Below are 21,217 nucleotides of genomic sequence, written 5' to 3'. Positions count from 1 at the left end.
CGAGGTGATGATCATTCCGGGTTAGGGTTACCAACCGGTATTGACCATACCTGAACGGGCCTACTCGGCCCGGAAGTTGGAGTGAACCATGACGAACGCGACGCCGCTGCGCCGCACCCTGTCGGCCCTGGCCGCCACGACGCTGCTGGCCGGGGGCCTGCTGCTCGGCCAGACCGTGACCGCGCCGGCCGCCCAGGCGGCCGGCCGGACGGTCACCTGCAAGCCCGCCGAGCTGCGCCAGGACGCCGCCGAGCTGCGGGCCAAGGCCGCGAAGCTCGACCGCCTCGGCGAGAAGGCCGCCGCCCGCAAGGCCCGCGCCCAGGCCGCCGCCCTGGAGCAGAAGGCCAAGGCCTGCGAGGACGCGGACGACACCGCGCCCAAGCCGTTCCCGCGCTGAACGGGAAACAGCCGCGTCGACCCTGAGCCGGCGCCGCCGCACCGCCTGTGAACGCGACGCCCGCCCCGGAGCCGTACGGCCCCGGGGCGGGCGTTCGCGATGCGGCGGCGCGACACCGCCAAGGGCGTGCCCGGTCCGATCGCCGGACCGGACCGAGGCCCCCGGCCGTCAGGGGCGGGCCGCCGTCGCCAGCTCCGCCGCCCGGTCCGCGCAGCCCCAGGCCACCGTGATGCCCGCGCCCCCGTGACCGTAGTTGTGCACGAGGGTCCCTCCGCCCGGCAGCGGCTCGGACTCCAGACGCACCCCGCCCGCCCGGGCGGGGCGCAGACCCACCCGGTGGCCCAGGACGCGGGCGCCCGCGAGCTCCGGCCGGATCCGGGCGCACCGCGCGACGATCGCCGCGGCCGTCACCGGATCGGGCTCCGTCCGCTCGTCGTCCTCCTCGGCCGTGCCGCCCAGGATCAGCCGCCCCGGCTGCGGGAAGAAGTACGTCGTCTCGTCGGCCGCCCCGTCCGCCGCCGTGAACCAGGTATCCACGCCCGGGTTCTCCCTAGGGCCTGTCCGGCGGATCATGGCCGGGTCCGCGACGCCTGGCACGGCACCTCGCCGCGTTGCCGAAACGCCCCGATAGCTCCGCTATCGAGACGCTCCGGCGCCTTGCGATGCACCGCACCAGACGCCGCGGCCTGTCCGGCCCTGATCCGCCGGACAGGCCCCAGCACCAGCTGACCGCGCACCGCCCGCATCCCGGCGTCGCCCACGAACTCCCGCGCGCCCAGCCCCGTGCAGTTGACGACCACCGGAGCCGCCGCGCCCGCCTCGGCCGGATCCGCCGCCGTACGCCGCTCCAGCCGCACGCCCAGCTCCTCCGCCCGCCCGCGCAGCCAGCCCAGGTGCACCGGCATGTCGACGAGCGGGATCCGGGCCGCGAGCCCCGTCCCGTACGGCCCCGGCACCTCCTCCGGCGGGAGCTGGCGCAGCCCTCCGACCTCACCCGCCCAGGAGCCGAGACCCGCCAGCAGGGTGTCCGCGTGCACGCCCGCCACGAACCGCACCCCCGTCCCGTCCGGGTCGCCGGCCAGCTCCTCGTACACCCGCAGCGAGGTCAGCGCCCACGTGCCCGCCTCGGCCGCGGGCTCGATCCGGTACGGCCACCACAGGGCGCCCGCCACCGCCGACGTGGTCGCCGTCGCCTCGTCCCGCGACCAGAGCCGCACCCGGAGCCCGCGCTCGGCGAGCCGGACCGCCGTCGTCAGCCCGATGACGCCGCCGCCCACCACGATCACGTCGCTGTCCATGCCCGGACGGTACACGCGCCCCACGCCCCCGCGGTCCGGCACGTAGGATTCGTGCCCTGATGACTGCCACTCTCGTCGCCAAGAACCTCGCCGCCGGCCACGGCGAACGCTCCCTCTTCTCCGGGCTCGACCTCGTCGTGGCCCCCGGAGACGTGATCGGCCTCGTCGGCGTCAACGGCGCCGGCAAGTCCACGCTGCTCCGGCTGCTGGCGGGCCTCGACACGCCCGAGGAGGGAGAGCTGCGGCTCTCGCCGCCCACCGCCACCGTCGGCCACCTCCCGCAGGAGCCGGAGCGTCGCGAGGGCGAGACCGTGCGGGAGTTCCTGGCCCGCCGCACCGGCGTCGCCGCCGCCCAGACCGCCATGGACGAGGCGACCCAGGGCCTCGTCGACGGCGCTCCCGGCGCCGACGACGCGTACGCCGTCAGCCTGGAGCGCTGGCTCGACCTCGGCGGCGCCGACCTCGACGAGCGCGCCGAGGAGGTCGCGGGCTCCCTCGGCCTCACCGTCGGCCTCGACCAGCCGATGACCGGCCTCTCCGGCGGCCAGGCCGCCCGCGCGGGACTCGCCTCGCTGCTCCTCTCCCGCTACGACGTCTTCCTCCTCGACGAGCCGACGAACGATCTCGACCTCGAAGGTCTGGAGCGTCTCGAGGCCTTCGTGAAGGGCCTGCGCGCCGGCACCGTCGTCATCAGCCACGACCGCGAGTTCCTCACCCGGACCGTCACCAAGGTCCTCGAACTCGACCTCGCCCAGCAGCAGATCACCCTCTACGGCGGCGGCTACGAGGCCTACCTGGAGGAGCGGGCCACCGCCCGCCGCCACGCCCGCGAGGAGTACGAGGAGTACGCCGACAAGAAGGCCTCCCTCGAATCCCGCGCCCTCATGCAGCGCAACTGGATGGACAAGGGCGTCCGCAACGCCCGCCGCAAGGCCACCGACAACGACAAGATCGGGAAGAAGCTGCGCGGCGAGTCCAGCGAGAAGCAGGCGGCGAAGGCCCGCCAGACCCAGCGCATGATCGAGCGCCTCGACGTCGTCGACGAGCCCCGCAAGGAGTGGGAGCTGCGCATGGAGATCGCCGCCGCGCCCCGGTCGGGCGCCGTCGTGGCGACCCTGCGCGAGGCCGAGGTCCGCCGCGGCGACTTCGCCTTCGGGCCCGTCACGCTCCAGATCGACTGGGCCGACCGGGTCGCCATCACCGGTGCCAACGGGGCCGGCAAGTCCACCCTGCTCGCCGCGCTGCTCGGCCGGCTGCCGCTGGACGCCGGCGACGCGGTCCTCGGCGCCGGCGTCGTCGTCGGCGAGGTCGACCAGGCCCGCAAGCTCTTCCACGGCACCGAGACCCTGCTCGACGCCTTCTGCGCCGCCGTGCCCGAGACCGAGCCGGCGGAGGTGCGCACGCTGCTCGCCAAGTTCGGCCTCAAGGCCGCCCACGTGCTGCGGCCCGCCACCACCCTCTCGCCCGGCGAGCGCACCCGGGCCGCGCTGGCCCTGCTCCAGGGCCGGGGAGTGAACCTGCTCGTCCTCGACGAGCCGACCAACCACCTCGACCTGCCGGCCATCGAGCAGCTGGAGTCCGCCCTCGACTCGTACGACGGCACGCTGCTGCTCGTCACCCACGACCGCCGCATGCTGGACGCCGTCCGCACGACCCGGCGCGTCGAGGTGGCGGACGGAAAGGTCACCGAGCTCTGATGCCCGCCGAGGCGGGCGCCGCCACCCTGAGCCCCGAGGCGACCGCGGCGGCGACGCCGCGGTCGGCCACGGAGGACCCGGTCGCCGCCTTGCACGGCTGCGAGCCGGGCCGTGAACTGTACGCGTACGGCTGTCCGCGGGACGTGGAGGTGGCCGCCGAGATCGACGCGTCCACCGTGGTACCCGTCCTCGTGGACGGCGCATTCCAGGAGGCACCATGACCGACGACCGTGTGACCCGGCTGATCGAGATGCTGGACGACCTCGAGGCCGACGTCGACGAGACGATCGACCTCGCCGACGAGATCGCGGCGACGGGCGACCGCGGCCTGCTCCCGCGCCTCGAAGCCGAACTCGACCGCGCGGTCGCCGACCGCAACTCCTACGCCCGCGAGCTCCTGGGCGGTGTCGTCGCCGCCCTCGGCGGTACGGAACGGCTCCCCGTCCTCGTCCGGGCCTCGGCCGTCGACCTGGGCGACGACCAGGACGGTCTGGCCGCCGAGATCGTCGACCTCGTCCAGGCCGACCCGGGCACCGCCCAGCGCCTGCTCCGGCCCCTCACGGAGGACGACGACCTCGCGGTGGCGAACCGCGCGGACTGGGCCCTGCGCTTCGTCCCGTAATCCCTGCGCCTGGTTTCGCGGCGCCCATGACGACGGGCCCGACCGATCGGCCGGGCCCGTCGTCATGTCAGCGGCACCTCGTCACGTCAGCGGTACGCCGCCGGCTCAGCGCCCGCGGCGCTTGCCGCCGCCACCGCCCTCGTTGAGGAGGCCGGCCTTGCGCAGGGCGTCGGCCATCGCGCTGTTCGCGGGGGCCGCGGCCTGCCCGCGGTCACGGTCACGGTCCCGGCCGCGGTCGCCGCCACCGCCGCCGCCACCGCCGTTGCCGCGCCGCTGCTGGGGCGGGCGGCCGCCGCGGTCGCGCCTCGGGGCGCGCTCACCGGCGCCGGCGTGGGACTCCGCTGCCGCCTCGTCGTCGAGGCGCAGCGTCAGCGAGATCCGCTTGCGCGGGATGTCGACGTCCAGGACCTTCACCTTGACCACGTCGCCCGGCTTCACCACGTCGCGCGGGTCCTTGACGAAGGTCTTCGACATGGCCGAGACGTGCACCAGACCGTCCTGGTGGACGCCGACGTCGACGAAGGCGCCGAACGCGGCGACATTGGTGACCACACCCTCGAGGACCATCCCGGAGACGAGGTCGCCGATCTTCTCGACGCCCTCCTTGAAGGTGGCCGTGCGGAACGCGGGCCGCGGGTCGCGGCCCGGCTTCTCCAGCTCCTTCAGGATGTCGGTGACCGTCGGCAGACCGAAGGTCTCGTCGACGAAGTCGTCCGCGCGCAGCGAGCGCAGCACGCCGGTGTTGCCGATCAGCGCGCCGACCTCGCCGCCCGCCGTCTTCACCATGCGGCGCACCACCGGGTACGCCTCCGGGTGCACCGCCGACGCGTCCAGCGGGTCCTCGCCGCCGCGGATGCGCAGGAAGCCCGCGCACTGCTCGTACGCCTTGGGGCCGAGCCGCGGCACGTCCTTCAGGGCGCGCCGGGAACGGAAGGGGCCGTTGGCGTCGCGGTGGGCCACGATGTTCTCGGCGAGGCCCGCGCCGATCCCGGACACGCGCGAAAGGAGCGGCGCGGAGGCGGTGTTGACGTCGACGCCGACGCCGTTCACGCAGTCCTCGACGACCGCGTCGAGCGAGCGGGAGAGCTTCACCTCGGACAGGTCGTGCTGGTACTGGCCGACGCCGATGGACTTCGGGTCGATCTTCACCAGCTCGGCGAGCGGGTCCTGGAGCCGGCGCGCGATCGACACCGCGCCGCGCAACGACACGTCCAGGTCCGGGAGTTCCTGCGAGGCGAACGCGGAGGCGGAGTAGACCGAGGCGCCGGCCTCGGAGACCATCACCTTCGTCAGCTTCAACTCGGGGTGCCTGGCGATGAGTTCACCGGCGAGCTTGTCGGTCTCGCGGGACGCGGTGCCGTTGCCGATGGCGACCAGCTCGACCGCGTGCTCCTGCGCGAGCCGGGCCAGCTTCGCCAGCGACTCGTCCCACTTGTTCGCCGGGACGTGCGGGTAGATCGTGTCCGTGGCGACGACCTTGCCGGTCGCGTCGACGACCGCGACCTTCACGCCCGTGCGGAAGCCCGGGTCGAGGCCCAGCGTCGCACGGGTGCCGGCCGGGGCCGCGAGCAGCAGGTCGCGCAGGTTCGCCGCGAAGACCCGCACGGCCTCGTCCTCGGCGGCGGTGCGCAGCCGCAGCCGCAGGTCGATGCCGAGGTGGACCAGGATGCGGGTGCGCCAGGCCCAGCGGACCGTGTCCAGGAGCCACTTGTCGCCGGGCCGGCCCCGGTCGGCCACGCCGAAGCGGGCCGCCACGATCGGCTCGTACGAGGAGGTCGCCGCGGGACCGTCGGCGGGCTCCTCCGGCTCCAGCTCCAGGGTGAGCACGTCCTCCTTCTCGCCGCGCAGCATCGCGAGGATCCGGTGCGAGGGCAGTGCCGTGAACGGCTCGGCGAAGTCGAAGTAGTCGGCGAACTTCGCGCCCGCCTCCTCCTTGCCCTCCCGGACCCTGGCGACCAGCCGGCCCCGGCTCCACATCCGCTCGCGCAGCTCGCCGATCAGGTCGGCGTCCTCCGAGAAGCGCTCGGCGAGGATGGCCCGCGCGCCCTCCAGGGCCGCCGCCGGGTCCGCGACGCCCTTGTCGGCGTCGACGAACGCGGCCGCGGCGGCGAGCGGTTCCACCGACGGGTCGCCGAGCAGCCCGTCGGCCAGCGGTTCGAGACCGGCCTCGCGGGCGATCTGCGCCTTGGTCCGCCGCTTCGGCTTGAAGGGCAGGTAGATGTCCTCCAGGCGCGCCTTGGTGTCGGCGGCCCGGATCTGCGCCTCCAGCTCGGGCGTCAGCTTGCCCTGCTCCCGCACGGAGTCGAGGACGGCGGCGCGCCGGTCCTCCAGCTCGCGCAGATACCGCAGCCGCTCCTCCAGGGTGCGCAGCTGCGCGTCGTCGAGCATCTCGGTCGCTTCCTTGCGGTAGCGCGCGATGAACGGCACGGTCGAACCGCCGTCGAGCAGTTCGACGGCCGCCTTCACCTGTCGCTCGCGTACGCCGAGTTCCTCGGCGATCCTTGCCTCGATGGACGTCGTCACGATGTCCGACCCGCCTTCTCGTGCCTCAAGCTTGCGGATGCATTCTGCCGGGTCGATCACCCGTACGCGGCAACCGACCCGCCCCGCACCCGTCCCGGGGTGCGTCAGGCCTTGCCGGTGAGGTCCGCCGGGAACGCGCCCGCGCCCACCGCGGCCACCAGGAAGCCCTTGGCCAGCGCGGTCAGCCTGGCGGTGCCCTCGGCGCCCAGGTGCTCGTACGGCGCGGCGTCCAGTCGGTCCGTCTCCTCCTCCAGCGACTCGCGCAGGGCCTCGCCCGCCCCGGTGAGCTCGCCCTCCGCGTCGAGCAGCCCGCGCTCCCGCAGCCGCTCCACGGCCGCCTCCCAGTCGGCGCGGCCCCAGCCGCGGGTGCCGAGGACCCAGCGCGGGGACATGCCCCGGCCGGTCGCGGTGTGGCTGGCGAGCGCCTCCACCGGGTCGAGGCCCGCGTTCAGCAGGGCCGTCAGGTGGCCGTCGCCGCGGTGCTCGCGCAGCAGCGTGGTGGCGTGCCAGAGCCGCAGGTGCGGGGCGTCCGGCACGGGAAGGTCGGCGTTGCCCGAGTACAGCGGGCGGGCGTGCCGGGTGCAGGCCTCGGCGGCGCGCAGGGCGAGCTCGGCGGCCTCGGCCATCTCCGGGGAGGCGACGGCGTCCTCGCCGAGCAGCCGGCGCAGGGTGAGGTCGACGGTCCGCAGCCGGGCGTCGAGGACCTCGGCGGGCGAAGCGGTCTCCCAGACGGCCGGCAGGTGCCGGGCGAGGAAGGAGTGGTTGTAGTTGTAGAAGGTCGCGGCGACGGTTCCGGCGCCCACGGCGCCGAGCGGGGCGCTGCGCGCGGCGAGCCGGATCGCGCTGCTGTCCTCGAAGCCCAGCTCCTTGAACACCAGGTCCAGGTCGGGGGAGAAGAAGAGGGTCGCGTGCAGCAGGTTGACCGGGTGGGCGCAGCGGCGGCCGGCCTGGGGCGGCAGAGTCGTCATGGAGCCGCACCTTACCTACCGGTCGGTACGGAGGGAATCCCGGAGGGGCTCAGCGCCCGTAGGTGAAGCGGGCCGTGCGGCCCTCCAGGAAGGCGGCGACCCCTTCGGCGGTGTCGTCGCTCGCGTGGGCCTGCTCCGCCCAGTGCTCCTCCCGGCCGGCGCGGCCGTCGGCGAACTCCTTCGCGGCGGCCTGGGTGAGCAGCGAGCGGGAGACGAGCGTCCGGGTGAACTCGGCGACCCGCTTGTCGAGGCCGCCCGCCGGGTGCACCTCGTCGACCAGGCCGGTGCGCAGTGCCCGCTCGGTGTCGATGAACTCCCCGGAGAACAGCAGGTACTTGGCGGCCGAGGGGCCGACGAGTGCGGTGAGCCGGCGGGTGGAGGAGGCCGGGTAGACGATGCCGAGCTTCGCCGGGGTCACCCCGAAACGCGCGCCCTCCTCGGCGAACCGCAGGTCGCAGGCGGCCGCGAGCTGGCTGCCGCCGCCCACGCACCAGCCGCGCACGGCGGCCAGCGTCGGCTTGGGGAAGGCGGCCAGCGCCTCCTCGGCGCGGACGGCGAGGGCCTGCTGCTCGTCGCCCGGTTCGCGCAGCGTCGAGATGTCGGCCCCGGCGCAGAAGGTGTCGCCCGCGCCGGTGAGCACCAGGGCGCGCACCGCCGGGTCGGCGGCCAGCGGGGCGAGCAGCCCGGGCAGGGACCGCCACATGCCGGCGGTCATGGCGTTGCGCTTGGCGGGGTTGGCGATGACGACGGTCGCGACCTCATCGGCGACGCTCACGGTCAGCTGCGGCTCCATGCGCCGGATGCTATCCGGGGGCCCCGTACGTACGATCAGGAAGGGGGTGCGAGGAGGAGACGCCCATGGCCCGCGAGGACCTGCCCCCGGAGCACCTGTCCGGCGCCGAGCGCACCGCGCTGCGCCGTGAGGGGAGGAAGCTCCGCCGCAGCTTCGGCTGGCTCACCGCGCTCGGGGTCCTGCTGGTCGTCGGCGGGATCGTCGGCCTCGTCTACACCGGCGTGGCCACCCTCACCTCGATGCTCCTGTTCGGCTGGCTGCTGCTGATCGGCGGGATCGTCGGTCTGCTGCACGCCGTCGAGTCGCGCGGGACCGGCTACTTCTGGCTCGCGGTGGTGGTCGCGGCGCTGAACATCGCGGCCGGCGTGGTCGTCATCCGGCATCCCGAGGGCTCGGCCGAGGCGCTGACGATGTTCGCGGCGCTGCTCTTCCTGACGGGCGGGGTGTTCCGGCTGGTGGGCAGTGTGGTGGTGCGCGGTCCGCAGTTCGGCTGGACCCTGGTCCAGGGCGCCTTCGGGCTGCTGCTGGGCATCCTGGTGCTGGTCGACTGGCCGGACAGCAGCCGGTACGTGATCGGGGCGTTCTTCTCGCTGGCGCTGCTCTTCGACGGACTGGGTCTCGTCGCGATGGGGGTGGGCGGCCGCCGTATCGTCCATATGGTCACACCGGCGGTCGGTCCTCCGAAGACGTCAGCGGAGGATCAGGAGCAGTCGAACAACTGACGTTGGCATACTCACCCGATCAGAAGTCGGTCGATAAGTGTCGACTTCTGGTCAGTAGCCAGAGGTGCACCAAAGGATTCCCAAGACTCGACCCGTGGCGACAATCGAGCACGAGGGCGGGAGCCGGACTATGGAGAGCCGCGGGAGCGTCCCCGCCCGGCCACCGTCCTACGAAGGGGTCTGGCGGTTCACCGCTCCCGCGGTCGACGTCTCGGTGCCGCAGGCCCGGCACGCCGTCCGCGACCTGCTGGTCCGGCAGAGCGTCCCGATCCACGACGACACCGTGCAGGGACTGCTTCTCATCGTTTCCGAGCTGGTCACCAACGCGGTCAAGCACGCCGCGCTGCTCTCCCCGGAGATAGCGGTGGAGGTGGCCATCGGGGCGGAATGGGTACGGGTGTCCGTCGAGGACAACCATCCCTACCGCCCCAAGGCCCTGGAGGCCGACTGGGGACAGACGGGCGGACGCGGTCTGCTCCTCGTCCGGGAGATCGCCCGCGAGTCCGGCGGCGCCTGCGACGTCGAGCACACCGCGGGCGGCGGCAAGATCATCTGGGCGGCGCTGCCCCTGAACCCGTTCGTCCCGAGTCAGGGGCCCGCGGGACCGCCGGACGAGCCCGGGGTCACCAGCTCCCGGACGGACCCGTCAGCTCCCTGATCGCCGGCCGCGCCGCGTCGAGCACCGTCATGAACCAGGCGGAGAACGGCGCGGCGGCGTGCCGCTCGGCGAGCTCGGCCGCGGTCACGAAGGCGGTCTCCCCGACCTCCTCGGGATCCGGCCGCGGTCCTGCCTGCACCAGGCCGACGAACAGGTGGTTGAACTCCTGCTCCACCAGGCCCGAGGCCGGGTCCGGGTGGTTGTAGCGGACCGTGCCCGCCTCCGCGAGCAGCGAGGGCGACACGCCGAGCTCCTCGAAGGTGCGCCGGGCGGCCGCCGCGAACGGCGCCTCACCCGGGTAGGGGTGGCCGCAGCAGGTGTTGGACCACACGCCGGGGGAGTGGTACTTGCCCAGCGCCCGCCGCTGCAGCAGCAGCCGTCCCGTCTCGTCGAAGAGGAAGACCGAGAACGCGCGGTGCAGCTGCCCCGGCGCCTGGTGCGCGGCGAGCTTCTCCGCCGTACCGATCGTGACGCCGTCCTCGTCGACCAGTTCGAGCATGATCGGCGCCTCGGCCTCGGTCGGCCGCACGCCGTTCGACGAGCTGTGAGCCACGGTGGCTGATGTGGTCGGCATACCCATCCTTCGCATCGGTCCTCGCCCTGAGGGGCCACCTCAGTCTGCCGTACAAAACCGGCTTGTCCGTACTTCGGAGGCCGGACATGGCCGCTCCCACCGCACCGGAGTACACCCGGCGCGGCGGGAGCGGCCGGCGCGTCAGACCCCGAAAGCCGCCGGATACGAGATCGTGCCCCTGGTGACGGGCCCGGAACCGCCCAGATCCAGCGCCATCATGGCTTCGTCCGGAACCGCGAAGGCTGGCTTGATCCCATACGCGGACGCCCGTACGAATCCGAACCGCGGGTAGTACTCCGGATGGCCGAGCACCAGCACGAGCCGCTCCCCGCGCAGCCGCGCGGCGTCGAGCACGGCCCGGACGACGGCCTGCCCGGCGCCCGTCCGCTGGTACTCCGGCGCCACCGCGACCGGCGCCAGGGCCGCCGCCGGGACGCCGTCCACATGGCACCGGGTGATCAGCGCGTACGCGGCCACCGTGCCGTCCGGAGCCTCCGCCACGTACGAGAGGCCGGGCAGCCACGCGTCCGGGTCCGCGCGCAGCGCGTCCACCAGACCGGCCTCCTCGGGCGTGGGGAAGGCCGCCGCGTTGACCTCCCGCACGCGGGCGACGTCGGCGGCCGTCTCCTCACGGGCCGTCCAGCGGGGGTCGGCGGGACGCAGGACGTAACCGGTGTAGCCGTAGTCGCCGCCGTGGTCGCGGCGCAGCTCCAGCTCGGCCCGGGTCGAGGCCAGGGCCTCGGCCATGCCCGGCGAGGCGGGATCGGCGGCCGCCGCCCGCTCGGCGAGCGGGCCGTAGTACTCGTCCCAGTCGCTCTCGGGCTGGGGCACCACCCCGAGGACGTGGTAGCCGGCGGCGACGGCCGCCGCCGTGTTCCCGGCGGTGGTGCGCAGCGCGTAGTGCGGCTCCCAGAACGCGCGGGCCTCGGGGCCCGGCGCGTCGGTGGTCCACTCGCACTCGGTGAGCACCAGGGTGCCGCCGGGCGCGAGGAGCCGGCGCCACTCGGCGAGCGCCCGGTCGAAGCCGATCACGTACGCCGAGCTCTCGGCCCAGACCAGGTCGAAGGAGCCGTCGGGCAGCTGCTCGAGCGCGCCCATGTCGGCCCGCAGGGGGTGGACGCGGTCGGCCAGACCGCGGGCGGCGGCCGCCGCCCGCAGCTCGGCCAGGAACGGCTCGTGCAGGTCGACCGCCGTCACCTCGGCGCCCGCCTCGGCGGCGAGCAGGAGCGCGGAGCGGCCGGGACCGCAGCCCAGGTCGAGCACGCGCGGCCGCTCGGGAAGCGGGCCCGCGAGGGCGAGCAGGCGGCGGGTGGTGGAGTCGGAGCCGGGGCCCTGCCGCGGCAGACCGTGGTGCAGGGCGAAGAAGGCGTCGTGAAGCGCGGAAGTGGTGGTGTCGGTGGTGATGTCGTTGTCGGACAACGTGGGAACCCTTGTGTGAGAGGGTCCCGGCCGACGTCATGACGTGCCGGTGGAAGAACCGGGGATCAGATCAGCCGGAGACCCGGGAGCTGAGGCTGGACCGGGCGGCGCCGCTACGGGCGGCCTCCATCGCGACGGTCATCAACCTCAGCTCCTCTCCACCGCGGACCGGCAAGTCGTCCCGTCGAGGCTAGCAGGCCCGAGCGGGCCTCACAGGCAGAGCTTGGCCTCGTGCTCCGCGTGACCGGCCGGCTCCAGCTGGAAGGTGCAGTGCTCGACGTCGAAGTGCGAGCCGAGGCAGCCCTGGAGGTCGTGCAGCATCTTCTCGTGGCCGACGGAGTCCAGCACCTCCGGTTCGACGACCACGTGCGCGGAGAGCACCGGCATGCCCGAGGTGATCGTCCAGGCGTGCAGGTCGTGGACGTCCTCGACGCCCGGCAGGGCCAGTATGTGGGCCCGTACCTCGGCCATGTCCACGCCCTTCGGCGCGGACTCCAGGAGCACGTCCAGGGTCTCCCGCAGCAGTTTCACCGTGCGCGGCACGATCATCAGGCCGATCACGATCGAGGCGATCGGGTCCGCGTACTGCCAGCCGGTGGCCAGGATGATGCCCGCGGAGACGATCACCGTCACCGAGCCGAGCGCGTCGGCGAGCACCTCCAGGTAGGCGCCCCGTACGTTCAGGCTCTCCTTCTGGCCGCGCATCAGCAGCGTCAGGGAGACGATGTTGGCGACCAGACCGACCGCGGCGAAGGCGATGGCGAGCCCGCCGCGGGTCTCGGCCGGCTCCAGGAACCGCTGGACCGCCTCGTACAGGACGTAGCCGCCGACGCCGAGCAGCAGCAGACAGTTGGCGAGCGCGGCGAGGATCTCGGCCCGCGCGTAGCCGAAGGTGCGGTTGCCGGCGGGCGGCCGGTTGGCGAAGTGGATCGCGAGCAGGGCCATCGCGAGACCGACCGCGTCGGTCGCCATGTGGGCGGCGTCCGCGATCAGGGCGAGCGAGTCGGCCGCGATGCCGCCGACGATCTCGACCACCATCACGGAGAGCGTGATGCCGAGCGCGATCCGCAGCCGGTTCCTGTAGGCCAGCGCCGCGGTGCCGCTCGGCGGCGGGCCGCCGTGGCTGTGCCCGTGGTCGTGTCCAGCCCCCATGCAAGGCCTCCCGTGATGTCGGTCTCTGTGCCCCGAGCAGCCAGTGAACTACGGGTGGGGGGTATGTGCAACACGGTACTGAACACCGTTGTCATATGCTCTGACCTGCGGTTATTCCACCAGGCCGGCGGTGCGCGCGGACGCGGTTTGTGAGGCGGGCCGCCGATCGCCCATGATGATCTCCGCAGGGCAGGGCGCACCCGCACGGACGCGAGTGGGCCCGGGGGAGTCCGCCCCGCGAAACCTCGATGAACTCGCGCTTCCGTTCATCCGATAGCCTCAGCCGACGTGCCGTCGCCCGGTGCCGGGCCGCACACACCGCGCCCGGGGCCGTGCCGTGGGCCGCGCAGGCCCGTCCGCCAGCTCCAAGGAGTGAGTTCGCCCTGTCGACCGCCATCCTCACCGGTCCGCCGGTACCCGGATCGTCGCTCGACGCCGATCTGCGGTCCCTCGGCTTCGACGTCGAGGTCGCCTTTGGTCCGCACGAGACGGGCGCCCTGCTCGCCGCCGTACCCGCCGGACAGCGCGTCGCCGTCGTGGACCCCCGCTTCGTCGGCCACGTCCACGCCCTGCGGCTCGCGCTCACCGACCCCCGCTTCCCGGCGGCCGCGGTCCCCGGCGCCCTCACCGCGCAGCCCGCGGCCCGCCCGGCCCTGGCCCGCGCGGTCGACGCGGCCGCCGAGGCAGCACCCGCTGCCCAGGCCACCCACACCGTCGTCGGCGACCTTCCCGACACCCTCGCCGCCGCGCTCGACGCCGACGGCGTCGCCGTCCACCGGCCGCAGCTCGGCACCCTGGTCGCCGCCGTGCCCGAGGACCCCGAGGCCCGCCACCAGGCGCGCGCCGCCGTCGAGGCCGTCGACGACGAGGCCGTACGCCTGAAGTCGGCCGTCAAGGCACACGACGGCTTCTTCACCACCTTCTTCATCAGCCCGTACTCGCGCTACATCGCCCGCTGGTGCGCGCGCCGCGGACTCACGCCCAACCAGGTCACCACCGCCTCGCTGCTCACCGCGCTGATCGCGGCCGGCTGCGCCGCCACCGGCGACCGCGCCGGATACGTCGCCGCGGGCGTGCTGCTCCTGGTCTCCTTCGTCCTCGACTGCACCGACGGGCAGCTCGCCCGCTACGCGCTCAAGTACTCGACGATGGGCGCCTGGCTCGACGCCACCTTCGACCGGGCCAAGGAGTACGCCTTCTACGCCGGTCTCGCCCTCGGCGCCGCCCGCGGCGGCGACGACGTATGGGCCCTCGCGCTCGGCGCCATGGTCCTGATGACCTGCCGGCACGTCGTGGACTTCTCCTTCAACGAGGCCAACGCCGGCGGCACGGCCACCGCGACCGCCCTCTCCAACAGGCTCGACAGCGTCGGCTGGACCGTCTGGGCCCGGCGCATGATCATCCTGCCGATCGGCGAGCGCTGGGCGATGATCGCCGTCCTCACCGCCGCCACCAGCCCCCGGATCGTGTTCTGGGCGCTGATCGCCGGCTGCGCCTTCGGCGCCTGCTACACCACCGCGGGACGCGTGCTGCGCTCGGTCACCCGCCGGGCGGCCCGCACCGAGCGCGCCTGCCGGGCCCTGGCGGACCTGGCCGACTCCGGCCCGCTCGCCGAGCTCCAGGCCCGGCTGCTGCGCGGCCGGGCCGGCGCCGTCGGACCCCTGTCCGTCGCCGTGCTCGGCGCCGCCGTGATGGTCGGCGGCGCGCTGTACCTGCCGTTCGGCGACAAGCGCCTGATCGCGGTCGCCGTGATCTACGTGATGACCGCCGGCCTCGCCGTCGCCCGCCCGCTCAAGGGCCCCCTCGACTGGCTCGTCCCGCCCGTCTTCCGCGCCGCCGAGTACGTCACCGTGCTCGCGCTCGCCGCCAAGGCAGGCTCCGCGCAGGCACTCCCCGCCGCATTCGGGCTGGTCGCGGCGGTCGCCTACCATCACTACGACACGGTGTACCGCATCCGCGGCGGCACCGGCGCGCCGCCCGCGTGGCTGGTGCGCACCATCGGCGGCCACGAGGGACGCACGCTCGTGGTGACCGTACTCGCCGCCCTGCTGGCGAACCGCGGCAACGACTTCACCTCGGCCCTCACCGCGCTCGCGGTCGCCGTGGGCCTCGTGGTGCTCGTGGAGTCCATCCGCTTCTGGGTGTCCTCCGGAGCACCCGCCGTACATGACGAAGGAGAGACAGCATGATTGGCCTCGTACTGGCAGCCGGTGCCGGACGGCGTCTGCGCCCCTACACCGACACGCTTCCGAAGGCCCTCGTGCCCGTGGACCCGGCCGGTGACGGTTCCCTCACCGTGCTCGACCTCACGCTGAAGAACTTCGCCGAGGTCGGTCTCACCGAGGTCGCGATCGTCGTCGGCTACCGCAAGGAGGCCGTGTACGCGCGCAAGGAGCAGCTGGAGGCGAAGTACGGCCTGAAGCTGACCCTCATCGACAACGACAAGGCCGAGGAGTGGAACAACGCCTACTCCCTGTGGTGCGCCCGTGAGGTCCTCAAGCGCGGTGTGATCCTCGCCAACGGCGACACCGTCCACCCGGTCTCCGTCGAGAAGACCCTGCTCGCCGCCCGCGGCAACGGCCAGAAGATCATCCTCGCCCTCGACACGGTGAAGAACCTCGCCGACGAGGAGATGAAGGTCGTCACCGCCGAGGGCAAGGGCGTCCAGAAGATCACCAAGCTGATGGACCCGGCCGACGCCACCGGCGAGTACATCGGCGTCACCCTGATCGAGGCCGAGGCCGCCGAGGAGCTGGCCGACGCTCTGAAGGCCACCTTCGAGCGCGACCCCGACCTGTACTACGAGGACGGCTACCAGGAGCTGGTCAACCGCGGCTTCACCGTCGACGTGGCCCCCATCGGCGACGTCAAGTGGGTCGAGATCGACAACCACGACGACCTCGCGAAGGGCCGTGACATCGCGTGCCAGTACTGACCCGGCTCATCCCCTCGCCGGTCGTCGTCGACATCCGCGGAGGAGCGCTGGACGACCTGTCCGCGCTCCTCGCGGACCAGCGGATCTCCAGCAACGGCCGGATCGCCGTCGCCATCAGCGGCGGCTCCGGTCTGAAGCTGCGTGACCGCTTCGCCTCCGAGCTGCCGGACGCCGACTGGTACCCGGTCAGCGGCGGCACCATCGACGAGGCCGTCCGGCTCGCCGATGCCATGCGCGGCAAGCGGTACGACGCGGTCGTGGCGCTCGGCGGCGGCAAGATCATCGACGTGACGAAGTACGCGGCGGCCCGCGTGGGCCTGCCGCTGGTGGCCATCGCCACCAACCTCTCGCACGACGGCATCTGCTCGCCGATCTCCACCCTGGACAACGACAACGGCCGTGGCTCCTACGGCGTGCCCACCCCCATCGCGCTGGTCATCGACCTCGACGTGATCCGGGACGCGCCGATCCGCTTCGTCCGCTCCGGCATCGGCGACGCCATCTCCAACCTCTCGGCCATCGCGGACTGGGAGCTGTCCCACCGCGAGACCGGCGAGAAGGTCGACGGCCTGGCCGCCGCCATGGCCCGCAGCGCCGGCGAGGCGGTCCTCCGCCACCCCGGCGGAGTCGGCGACGACGACTTCCTCGTCACCCTCTCCGAGGGCCTGGTGATGTCCGGCATCGCCATGTCGATCAGCGGCGACAGCCGCCCGTCCTCGGGCGCCTGCCACGAGATCAGCCACGCCTTCGACCTGCTCTACCCGACCCGGGCGGCCAGCCACGGCGAGCAGTGCGGCCTCGGCGCGGCCTTCGCGATGCACCTGCGCGGCGCCCGCGAGGAGTCCGCGCAGATGGTCGAGACCCTGCGCCGGCACGGCCTGCCCGTGCTGCCGGAGGAGATGGGCTTCACCGTCGACGAGTTCGTCCGGGCCGTGGAGTTCGCCCCGCAGACCCGGCCGGGCCGGTTCACCATCCTCGAACACCTCGACCTGTCCACAGACCAGATCAGGGACGCGTACGCCGACTATGCCAAAGCCATCGGTAGCTGAACTCCGCCCTGTCGTCCACCCGCCGGGCGTCAAGGACCGGCGGAGCGGCGAGCACTGGGGCGGCCGCCTGTACATGCGGGAGATCTCGCTGCGGATCACCCGTCACCTGGCGAACACCCGGGTCACGCCCAACCAGCTGACCTACCTGATGACGCTGTCCGGCGTCCTCGCCGCACCCGCGCTGCTCGTGCCCGGCATCTGGGGCGCCGTGCTCGGCGTGGTCGCGGTCCAGGGCTATCTGCTGCTCGACTGCGTCGACGGCGAGCTGGCCCGCTGGAAGAAGCAGTACTCGCTCGCCGGCGTGTACCTCGACCGGGTCGGGGCCTACCTCTGTGACGCGGCCGTGCTCGTCGGCTTCGGCCTGCGCGCCGCCGACCTGTGGGGCGGCGGCCGGATCGACTGGCTGTGGGCCTTCCTCGGCACCCTCGCCGCGCTCGGCGCGATCCTGATCAAGGCCGAGACCGACCTGGTCGGCGTCGCCCGCCACCAGGCGGGAATGGCCCCGGTCAAGGAGTCGGCCGCCGAGCCGCGCTCCTCCGGCATGGCGCTGGCCCGCCGGGCCGCCGCCGCGCTCAAGTTCCACCGCCTGATCCTGGGGATCGAGGCCTCCCTGCTGATCCTGGTCCTCGCGATCGTCGACCAGGTCCGGGGCGACCTGTTCTTCTCCCGGCTCGGCGTCGCCGTGCTCGCCGGCATCGCGCTGCTGCAGACCGTGCTGCACCTGGTGTCGATCCTCGCGTCCAGCAGGCTGAAGTGAGGGCGGCCGTCATGACCCGGCCGATGCGACTGGGCGCGGTCGTCATCACCATGGGCAACCGCCCCGACGACCTGCGCGCGCTCCTCGACTCGGTCGCCCGGCAGGACGGCGACCCGATCGAGGTGGTCGTCGTCGGCCAGGGCGTGGAGCTCACCGGACTGCCCGAGGGCGTCCGCACGGTGAGCCTGCCGGAGAACGTCGGCATCCCGGCGGGGCGCAACATCGGCATCGAGGCCTTCGGCCCCGGCGGCACCGACGTCGACGCGCTGCTCTTCCTCGACGACGACGGCCTGCTCGCCAACACCGACACCGCGGAGCTGATCCGCCAGGCCTTCACCGCCGACCCGCGGCTCGGCATCATCAGCTTCCGGATCGCCGACCCGGAGACCGGGCTCACCCAGCGCCGGCACGTGCCGCGGCTGCGCGCCTCGGACCCGATGCGCTCCTCGCGGGTGACCACCTTCCTGGGCGGTGCCAACGCGGTGCGCACCAAGGTGTTCGCCGAGGTCGGCGGGCTGCCGGACGAGTTCTTCTACGCGCACGAGGAAACCGATCTCGCCTGGCGGGCCCTCGACGCCGACTGGATGATCGATTACCGTTCCGACATGGTGCTGCTGCACCCCACCACCCCGCCGTCCCGGCACGCGACGTACCACTTCAACGTGGCCCGCAACCGGGTGTGGCTGGCTCGCCGCAATCTTCCCGCACCCCTGGTGCCGGTCTATCTCGGCGTCTGGCTGCTGCTCACGCTGGCGCGGCGTCCCTCCGTATCCGCCCTCCAGGCGTGGTTCGGCGGTTTCCGGGCGGGCTGGCGGACTCCGTGCGGTCCGCGGCACCCCATGAGGTGGCGTACGGTGTGGCGGCTGACCCGACTGGGACGCCCGCCCGTCGTCTGACATCGTGGGTACCCGACTTGCCGCGCATCCCGAACACGAAAGTTTCGACTGTGAGTGACACATCCCAGGACGGTGGGGTCGTGACGAGCGCCCGACCGTCCGCCGACGACGGCCTGAGCCCGGCCGAGCTGGCGGCCAAGTACGGGCTCGCCGTCAGCGGCGCCCGGCCGGGGCTCGTGGAATACATCCGGCAGCTGTGGGGCCGGCGGCACTTCATCCTGGCCTTCTCCCAGGCGAAACTCACCGCCCAGTACAGTCAGGCGAAGCTCGGCCAGCTGTGGCAGGTCGTCACGCCGCTGCTGAACGCGTTCGTCTACTTCCTGATCTTCGGCGTGATCATCGGCGCGGACCGGGGCATGTCGCGGGAGGTCTACATCCCGTTCCTGGTCACGGGTGTCTTCGTGTTCACCTTCACCCAGAGCTCGGTGATGGCCGGCGTCCGCGCGATCTCCGGCAACCTGGGGCTCGTCCGGGCGCTGCACTTCCCGCGGGCCTCGCTGCCGATCTCCTTCGCGCTCCAGCAGCTCCAGCAGCTGCTGTTCTCGATGGTGGTGCTGGTCGCCGTGGCGGTGGCCTTCGGCAGCTACCCCTCCGCGAGCTGGCTGCTCGTCCTCCCGGCACTGGTCCTGCAGTTCGTGTTCAACGCGGGCCTCGCCATGATCGTGGCGCGGATGGGCGCCAAGACCCCGGACCTCGCGCAGCTGATGCCGTTCATCATGCGCACCTGGATGTACGCCTCCGGCGTCATGTTCTCGATCCCCGTGATGCTGGAGGACAAGCCGGCCTGGATCGCCGACCTGCTCCAGTACAACCCGGCCGCACTCCACATGGACCTGATCCGGTTCGCGCTGATCGACGGCTACGGCGGCTCCAACCTCCCGCCGCACGTCTGGTTCGTCACCCTCGCCTGGTCCGTGGTGATCGGCGTGGGCGGCTTCGTCTACTTCTGGAAGGCCGAGGAGAGGTACGGCCGTGGCTGACACCGATCAGGGCCGGGTGCCCACCGTCATCGCGGACAACGTCCACATCGTGTACCGGGTCAACGGAGGCGGCGGCGGCAAGGGCAGCGCCACCGCCGCGCTGAGCCGCATCATCCGGCGCCGCAAGGGCCAGTCCGACCGCGGGGTGCGCAAGGTGCACGCGGTCCGGGGCGTGTCCTTCACCGCCTACCGCGGCGAGGCCATCGGCCTCATCGGCACCAACGGGTCCGGCAAGTCGACCCTGCTGCGCGCCATCGCGGGCCTGCTGCCAACCGAGAGCGGCAAGGTCTACACCGACGGCCAGCCCTCGCTGCTCGGCGTCAACGCGGCGCTCATGAGCGACCTCACCGGTGAGCGGAACGTGATCCTCGGCGGACTCGCCATGGGCATGGACCGCGAGGAGATCAAGAGCCGGTATCAGGACATCGTCGACTTCTCCGGCATCAACGAGAAGGGCGACTTCATCTCGCTGCCGATGCGGACCTACTCGTCCGGCATGGGCGCCCGGCTCCGCTTCGCCATCGCCGCCGCCAAGCAGCACGACGTCCTCATGATCGACGAGGCGCTGGCCACCGGTGACCGCAAGTTCCAGATCCGCTCCGAGGCGCGGATCCGCGAGCTGCGCAAGGAGGCCGGCACGGTCTTCCTGGTCAGCCACAGCAACAAGTCGATCCGCGACACCTGCGACCGCGTGCTCTGGCTGGAGAAGGGCGAGCTGCTCATGGACGGCCCGACCGACGAGGTCATCGCCGCCTACGAGCGCGAGACCGGCAAGTAGCCCCGACGCCGCGCGCCGCCCCCGCCGATCCGATCGGCGGGGGCGGTTTCGTGTTCACGGACGTCCGGTTTTCGCGCGTCGAGCACCCGCCCGGAATGTTCATGCGGTCAACATCGGGCAGGATGAGCGCATGGCAGCGATCTCGGGAGGCAAGACCTACCACCACGGCGACCTGCGCAACGCCCTCATCTGCGCGGCCGTCGACCTCGCCACCGAAGGAGGCCCCGAGCGCGTCGTGCTGCGCGAGGCGGCCCGCCGGGTCGGCGTCTCGCCCACCGCCGCCTACCGGCACTTCGAGGGCCGCGGCGAACTCCTCGCCGCCGTCCGCGACCACGCCCGGCGGGCCCTCGCCGACTCCATGGAGCGGGCCGCCGCCCGCGTACCCGGCGCCGACGACCCGGCCCTGGCCGCCGAGGCCCGGCTCGCCGCCCTCTGCCGCGGCTACGTGGCCTTCGCCGTCGAGCAGCCCGGCCTCTACCGGTCCGCCTTCGGCGCCCCGCGTACCGCCGCCGGCTGTCCGGACGCCGAGTCCGAGGCCGGCGCGGGGGAGGTGCGCGCCTTCACCCTGCTCACCGACGCCCTGACGGCCCTCGCCGCGACCGCCCGGCCACCACGCGCCTCCCGGCCCGCCGCCGACGTCGCCGCGTGGTCGGCCGTGCACGGACTGTCGCTGCTGCTCCTCGAAGGGCCGCTGCGCAGGCTGCCGGCCCAGCGCCGCGACGACGTCGTCGACTCCACCCTCGCGATGGTGGTCTCCGGCACCCGCGTCCCCTGACCGCCACGCCCTCCGGCGGCCGCGTCGCCGGCGGTCGAAAACAAGGTCAAGGAAATGTGAACTTCCGCTCGTACCGGGAAGGTTGACGGACCCGCCGGTGTTGTCGACAGGCGCCCGGGCCCCCGGCGCGGCACGATACCTCCTACCACGTAAGCTGTACCGGTCTGTTTCGCGGCAAGTGGGGCGATACCCCTCGGCGCCCCGGCACCGGGCCGAGAGCCACG

At 73.0% G+C, this 21,217-nt stretch carries 20 protein-coding genes and 2 pseudogenes; 14 read left to right on the top strand and 8 right to left on the bottom strand.

The window, feature by feature from the left end; genetic code table 11:
* The first annotated feature begins 88 nt into the window (after window positions 1–88).
* A complete protein-coding gene (locus ACFWJO_RS00790; RefSeq protein ID WP_386862673.1) occupies window positions 89–397 on the top strand; it encodes a hypothetical protein in 309 nt (102 codons plus the stop codon).
* A gap of 168 nt (window positions 398–565) precedes the next feature.
* Here the strand turns inward: ACFWJO_RS00790 and ACFWJO_RS00785 are convergent.
* Together ACFWJO_RS00785 and ACFWJO_RS00780 are read right to left on the bottom strand one after the other, a co-directional pair.
* Window positions 566–946, bottom strand: a pseudogene (locus ACFWJO_RS00785) (FAD-dependent oxidoreductase); the annotation flags it as partial.
* 170 nt (window positions 947–1,116) lie between these two features.
* Window positions 1,117–1,695 (bottom strand): annotated as a pseudogene (locus tag ACFWJO_RS00780) (FAD-dependent oxidoreductase); the annotation flags it as partial.
* Window positions 1,696–1,754: 59 nt separating this feature from the next.
* On the opposite strand from ACFWJO_RS00780, the gene ACFWJO_RS00775 reads away from it, so the two are divergent.
* Genes ACFWJO_RS00775 through ACFWJO_RS00765 form a run of 3 tightly spaced genes read left to right on the top strand, consistent with a single transcriptional unit; the run spans window position 1,755 to window position 4,014 of the window.
* Entirely contained in the window at window positions 1,755–3,392 is a 1,638-nt protein-coding gene (locus ACFWJO_RS00775) for an ABC-F family ATP-binding cassette domain-containing protein (protein WP_386862672.1), read from the top strand.
* Entirely contained in the window at window positions 3,392–3,613 is a 222-nt protein-coding gene (locus ACFWJO_RS00770) for a hypothetical protein (protein WP_386862671.1), read from the top strand. The genes ACFWJO_RS00775 and ACFWJO_RS00770 overlap by 1 nt, the downstream gene beginning before the upstream one ends.
* Window positions 3,610–4,014 carry a hypothetical protein gene (locus ACFWJO_RS00765; RefSeq protein ID WP_386862670.1) on the top strand — a complete coding sequence of 135 codons (405 nt, stop codon included), beginning with the start codon at window positions 3,610–3,612 and terminating at the stop codon, window positions 4,012–4,014. The genes ACFWJO_RS00770 and ACFWJO_RS00765 overlap by 4 nt, the downstream gene beginning before the upstream one ends.
* Before the next feature lie 105 nt (window positions 4,015–4,119).
* On the opposite strand, the gene ACFWJO_RS00760 is transcribed toward ACFWJO_RS00765, so the two are convergent.
* The 3 genes from ACFWJO_RS00760 to ACFWJO_RS00750 all read right to left on the bottom strand — a co-directional run bounded on the left by ACFWJO_RS00760 (window position 4,120) and on the right by ACFWJO_RS00750 (window position 8,298).
* Window positions 4,120–6,537, bottom strand: a complete 2,418-nt coding sequence (locus ACFWJO_RS00760; RefSeq protein WP_386862669.1) for a Tex family protein — start codon at window positions 6,535–6,537, stop codon at window positions 4,120–4,122.
* A gap of 104 nt (window positions 6,538–6,641) precedes the next feature.
* On the bottom strand, window positions 6,642–7,505 hold the full coding sequence (locus ACFWJO_RS00755) for a hypothetical protein (RefSeq protein ID WP_386862668.1): 864 nt from the start codon (window positions 7,503–7,505) through the stop codon (window positions 6,642–6,644).
* A gap of 49 nt (window positions 7,506–7,554) precedes the next feature.
* On the bottom strand, window positions 7,555–8,298 hold the full coding sequence (locus ACFWJO_RS00750) for an enoyl-CoA hydratase/isomerase family protein (protein ID WP_386862667.1): 744 nt from the start codon (window positions 8,296–8,298) through the stop codon (window positions 7,555–7,557).
* 65 nt (window positions 8,299–8,363) lie between these two features.
* Between ACFWJO_RS00750 and ACFWJO_RS00745 the strand changes: the two genes are divergently transcribed.
* Window positions 8,364–9,020 carry an HdeD family acid-resistance protein gene (locus ACFWJO_RS00745; RefSeq protein WP_386862666.1) on the top strand — a complete coding sequence of 219 codons (657 nt, stop codon included), beginning with the start codon at window positions 8,364–8,366 and terminating at the stop codon, window positions 9,018–9,020.
* Between the two features lie 130 nt (window positions 9,021–9,150).
* Window positions 9,151–9,678 carry an ATP-binding protein gene (locus ACFWJO_RS00740; protein WP_386862837.1) on the top strand — a complete coding sequence of 176 codons (528 nt, stop codon included), beginning with the start codon at window positions 9,151–9,153 and terminating at the stop codon, window positions 9,676–9,678.
* On the opposite strand, the gene idi is transcribed toward ACFWJO_RS00740, so the two are convergent.
* From idi to ACFWJO_RS00725, 3 genes are all read right to left on the bottom strand, one after another.
* Window positions 9,644–10,252 (bottom strand): isopentenyl-diphosphate Delta-isomerase, encoded by a 609-nt coding sequence (idi, locus tag ACFWJO_RS00735; RefSeq protein ID WP_386862665.1) that lies wholly within the window; start codon window positions 10,250–10,252, stop codon window positions 9,644–9,646. The two genes, ACFWJO_RS00740 and idi, sit on opposite strands and share 35 nt — an antisense overlap.
* 141 nt (window positions 10,253–10,393) lie before the next feature.
* Window positions 10,394–11,671, bottom strand: coding sequence for a GNAT family N-acetyltransferase (locus ACFWJO_RS00730; RefSeq protein ID WP_386862664.1), 1,278 nt, complete (start codon window positions 11,669–11,671; stop codon window positions 10,394–10,396).
* Between the two features lie 210 nt (window positions 11,672–11,881).
* On the bottom strand, window positions 11,882–12,823 hold the full coding sequence (locus ACFWJO_RS00725) for a cation diffusion facilitator family transporter (protein WP_386862663.1): 942 nt from the start codon (window positions 12,821–12,823) through the stop codon (window positions 11,882–11,884).
* Window positions 12,824–13,206: 383 nt separating this feature from the next.
* On the opposite strand from ACFWJO_RS00725, the gene ACFWJO_RS00720 reads away from it, so the two are divergent.
* From ACFWJO_RS00720 to ACFWJO_RS00685, 8 genes are all read left to right on the top strand, one after another.
* Complete coding sequence (locus ACFWJO_RS00720; RefSeq protein WP_386862836.1) at window positions 13,207–15,012, top strand: DUF5941 domain-containing protein; 1,806 nt, start codon at window positions 13,207–13,209, stop codon at window positions 15,010–15,012.
* Window positions 15,009–15,758, top strand: coding sequence for a sugar phosphate nucleotidyltransferase (locus tag ACFWJO_RS00715; RefSeq protein ID WP_386862662.1), 750 nt, complete (start codon window positions 15,009–15,011; stop codon window positions 15,756–15,758). The genes ACFWJO_RS00720 and ACFWJO_RS00715 overlap by 4 nt, the downstream gene beginning before the upstream one ends.
* Complete coding sequence (locus ACFWJO_RS00710; protein WP_386862661.1) at window positions 15,746–16,807, top strand: iron-containing alcohol dehydrogenase family protein; 1,062 nt, start codon at window positions 15,746–15,748, stop codon at window positions 16,805–16,807. Before ACFWJO_RS00715 ends, ACFWJO_RS00710 begins: the two co-directional genes overlap by 13 nt.
* Window positions 16,785–17,564: a CDP-alcohol phosphatidyltransferase family protein gene (locus ACFWJO_RS00705; RefSeq protein ID WP_386862660.1), complete on the top strand. Its 780-nt coding sequence runs from the start codon at window positions 16,785–16,787 to the stop codon at window positions 17,562–17,564. Before ACFWJO_RS00710 ends, ACFWJO_RS00705 begins: the two co-directional genes overlap by 23 nt.
* 11 nt (window positions 17,565–17,575) lie before the next feature.
* Entirely contained in the window at window positions 17,576–18,460 is an 885-nt protein-coding gene (locus ACFWJO_RS00700; RefSeq protein WP_386862659.1) for a glycosyltransferase family 2 protein, read from the top strand.
* A 50-nt stretch (window positions 18,461–18,510) separates the two neighbouring features.
* A complete protein-coding gene (locus ACFWJO_RS00695) occupies window positions 18,511–19,440 on the top strand; it encodes an ABC transporter permease (RefSeq protein ID WP_386862658.1) in 930 nt (309 codons plus the stop codon).
* Window positions 19,433–20,218, top strand: a complete 786-nt coding sequence (locus ACFWJO_RS00690; protein ID WP_386862657.1) for an ABC transporter ATP-binding protein — start codon at window positions 19,433–19,435, stop codon at window positions 20,216–20,218. The genes ACFWJO_RS00695 and ACFWJO_RS00690 overlap by 8 nt, the downstream gene beginning before the upstream one ends.
* A 130-nt stretch (window positions 20,219–20,348) precedes the next feature.
* Window positions 20,349–20,993: a TetR/AcrR family transcriptional regulator gene (locus tag ACFWJO_RS00685; RefSeq protein ID WP_386862656.1), complete on the top strand. Its 645-nt coding sequence runs from the start codon at window positions 20,349–20,351 to the stop codon at window positions 20,991–20,993.
* Window positions 20,994–21,217: the final 224 nt, after the last annotated feature.

The sequence above is a fragment of the Streptomyces sp. NPDC127092 genome (assembly GCF_042722475.1).
GTDB lineage: Bacteria > Actinomycetota > Actinomycetes > Streptomycetales > Streptomycetaceae > Streptomyces.
The sequence above is the reverse complement of the archived record's forward strand: the minus strand, read 5'-3'. Positions and strand labels throughout refer to the sequence as shown.

Bases quoted from the DNA above. Each gene is read 5' to 3' on its own strand.
- ACFWJO_RS00790 (WP_386862673.1), top strand. From the start codon at position 89: ATGACGAACGCGACGCCGCTGCGCCGCACCCTGTCGGCCCTGGCCGCC.
- ACFWJO_RS00775 (WP_386862672.1), top strand. From the start codon at position 1,755: ATGACTGCCACTCTCGTCGCCAAGAACCTCGCCGCCGGCCACGGCGAA.
- ACFWJO_RS00770 (WP_386862671.1), top strand. From the start codon at position 3,392: ATGCCCGCCGAGGCGGGCGCCGCCACCCTGAGCCCCGAGGCGACCGCG.
- ACFWJO_RS00765 (WP_386862670.1), top strand. From the start codon at position 3,610: ATGACCGACGACCGTGTGACCCGGCTGATCGAGATGCTGGACGACCTC.
- ACFWJO_RS00755 (WP_386862668.1), bottom strand. From the start codon at position 7,505: ATGACGACTCTGCCGCCCCAGGCCGGCCGCCGCTGCGCCCACCCGGTC.
- ACFWJO_RS00750 (WP_386862667.1), bottom strand. From the start codon at position 8,298: ATGGAGCCGCAGCTGACCGTGAGCGTCGCCGATGAGGTCGCGACCGTC.
- ACFWJO_RS00745 (WP_386862666.1), top strand. From the start codon at position 8,364: ATGGCCCGCGAGGACCTGCCCCCGGAGCACCTGTCCGGCGCCGAGCGC.
- ACFWJO_RS00740 (WP_386862837.1), top strand. From the start codon at position 9,151: ATGGAGAGCCGCGGGAGCGTCCCCGCCCGGCCACCGTCCTACGAAGGG.
- idi (WP_386862665.1), bottom strand. From the start codon at position 10,252: ATGCCGACCACATCAGCCACCGTGGCTCACAGCTCGTCGAACGGCGTG.
- ACFWJO_RS00725 (WP_386862663.1), bottom strand. From the start codon at position 12,823: ATGGGGGCTGGACACGACCACGGGCACAGCCACGGCGGCCCGCCGCCG.
- ACFWJO_RS00715 (WP_386862662.1), top strand. From the start codon at position 15,009: ATGATTGGCCTCGTACTGGCAGCCGGTGCCGGACGGCGTCTGCGCCCC.
- ACFWJO_RS00705 (WP_386862660.1), top strand. From the start codon at position 16,785: ATGCCAAAGCCATCGGTAGCTGAACTCCGCCCTGTCGTCCACCCGCCG.
- ACFWJO_RS00700 (WP_386862659.1), top strand. From the start codon at position 17,576: ATGACCCGGCCGATGCGACTGGGCGCGGTCGTCATCACCATGGGCAAC.
- ACFWJO_RS00685 (WP_386862656.1), top strand. From the start codon at position 20,349: ATGGCAGCGATCTCGGGAGGCAAGACCTACCACCACGGCGACCTGCGC.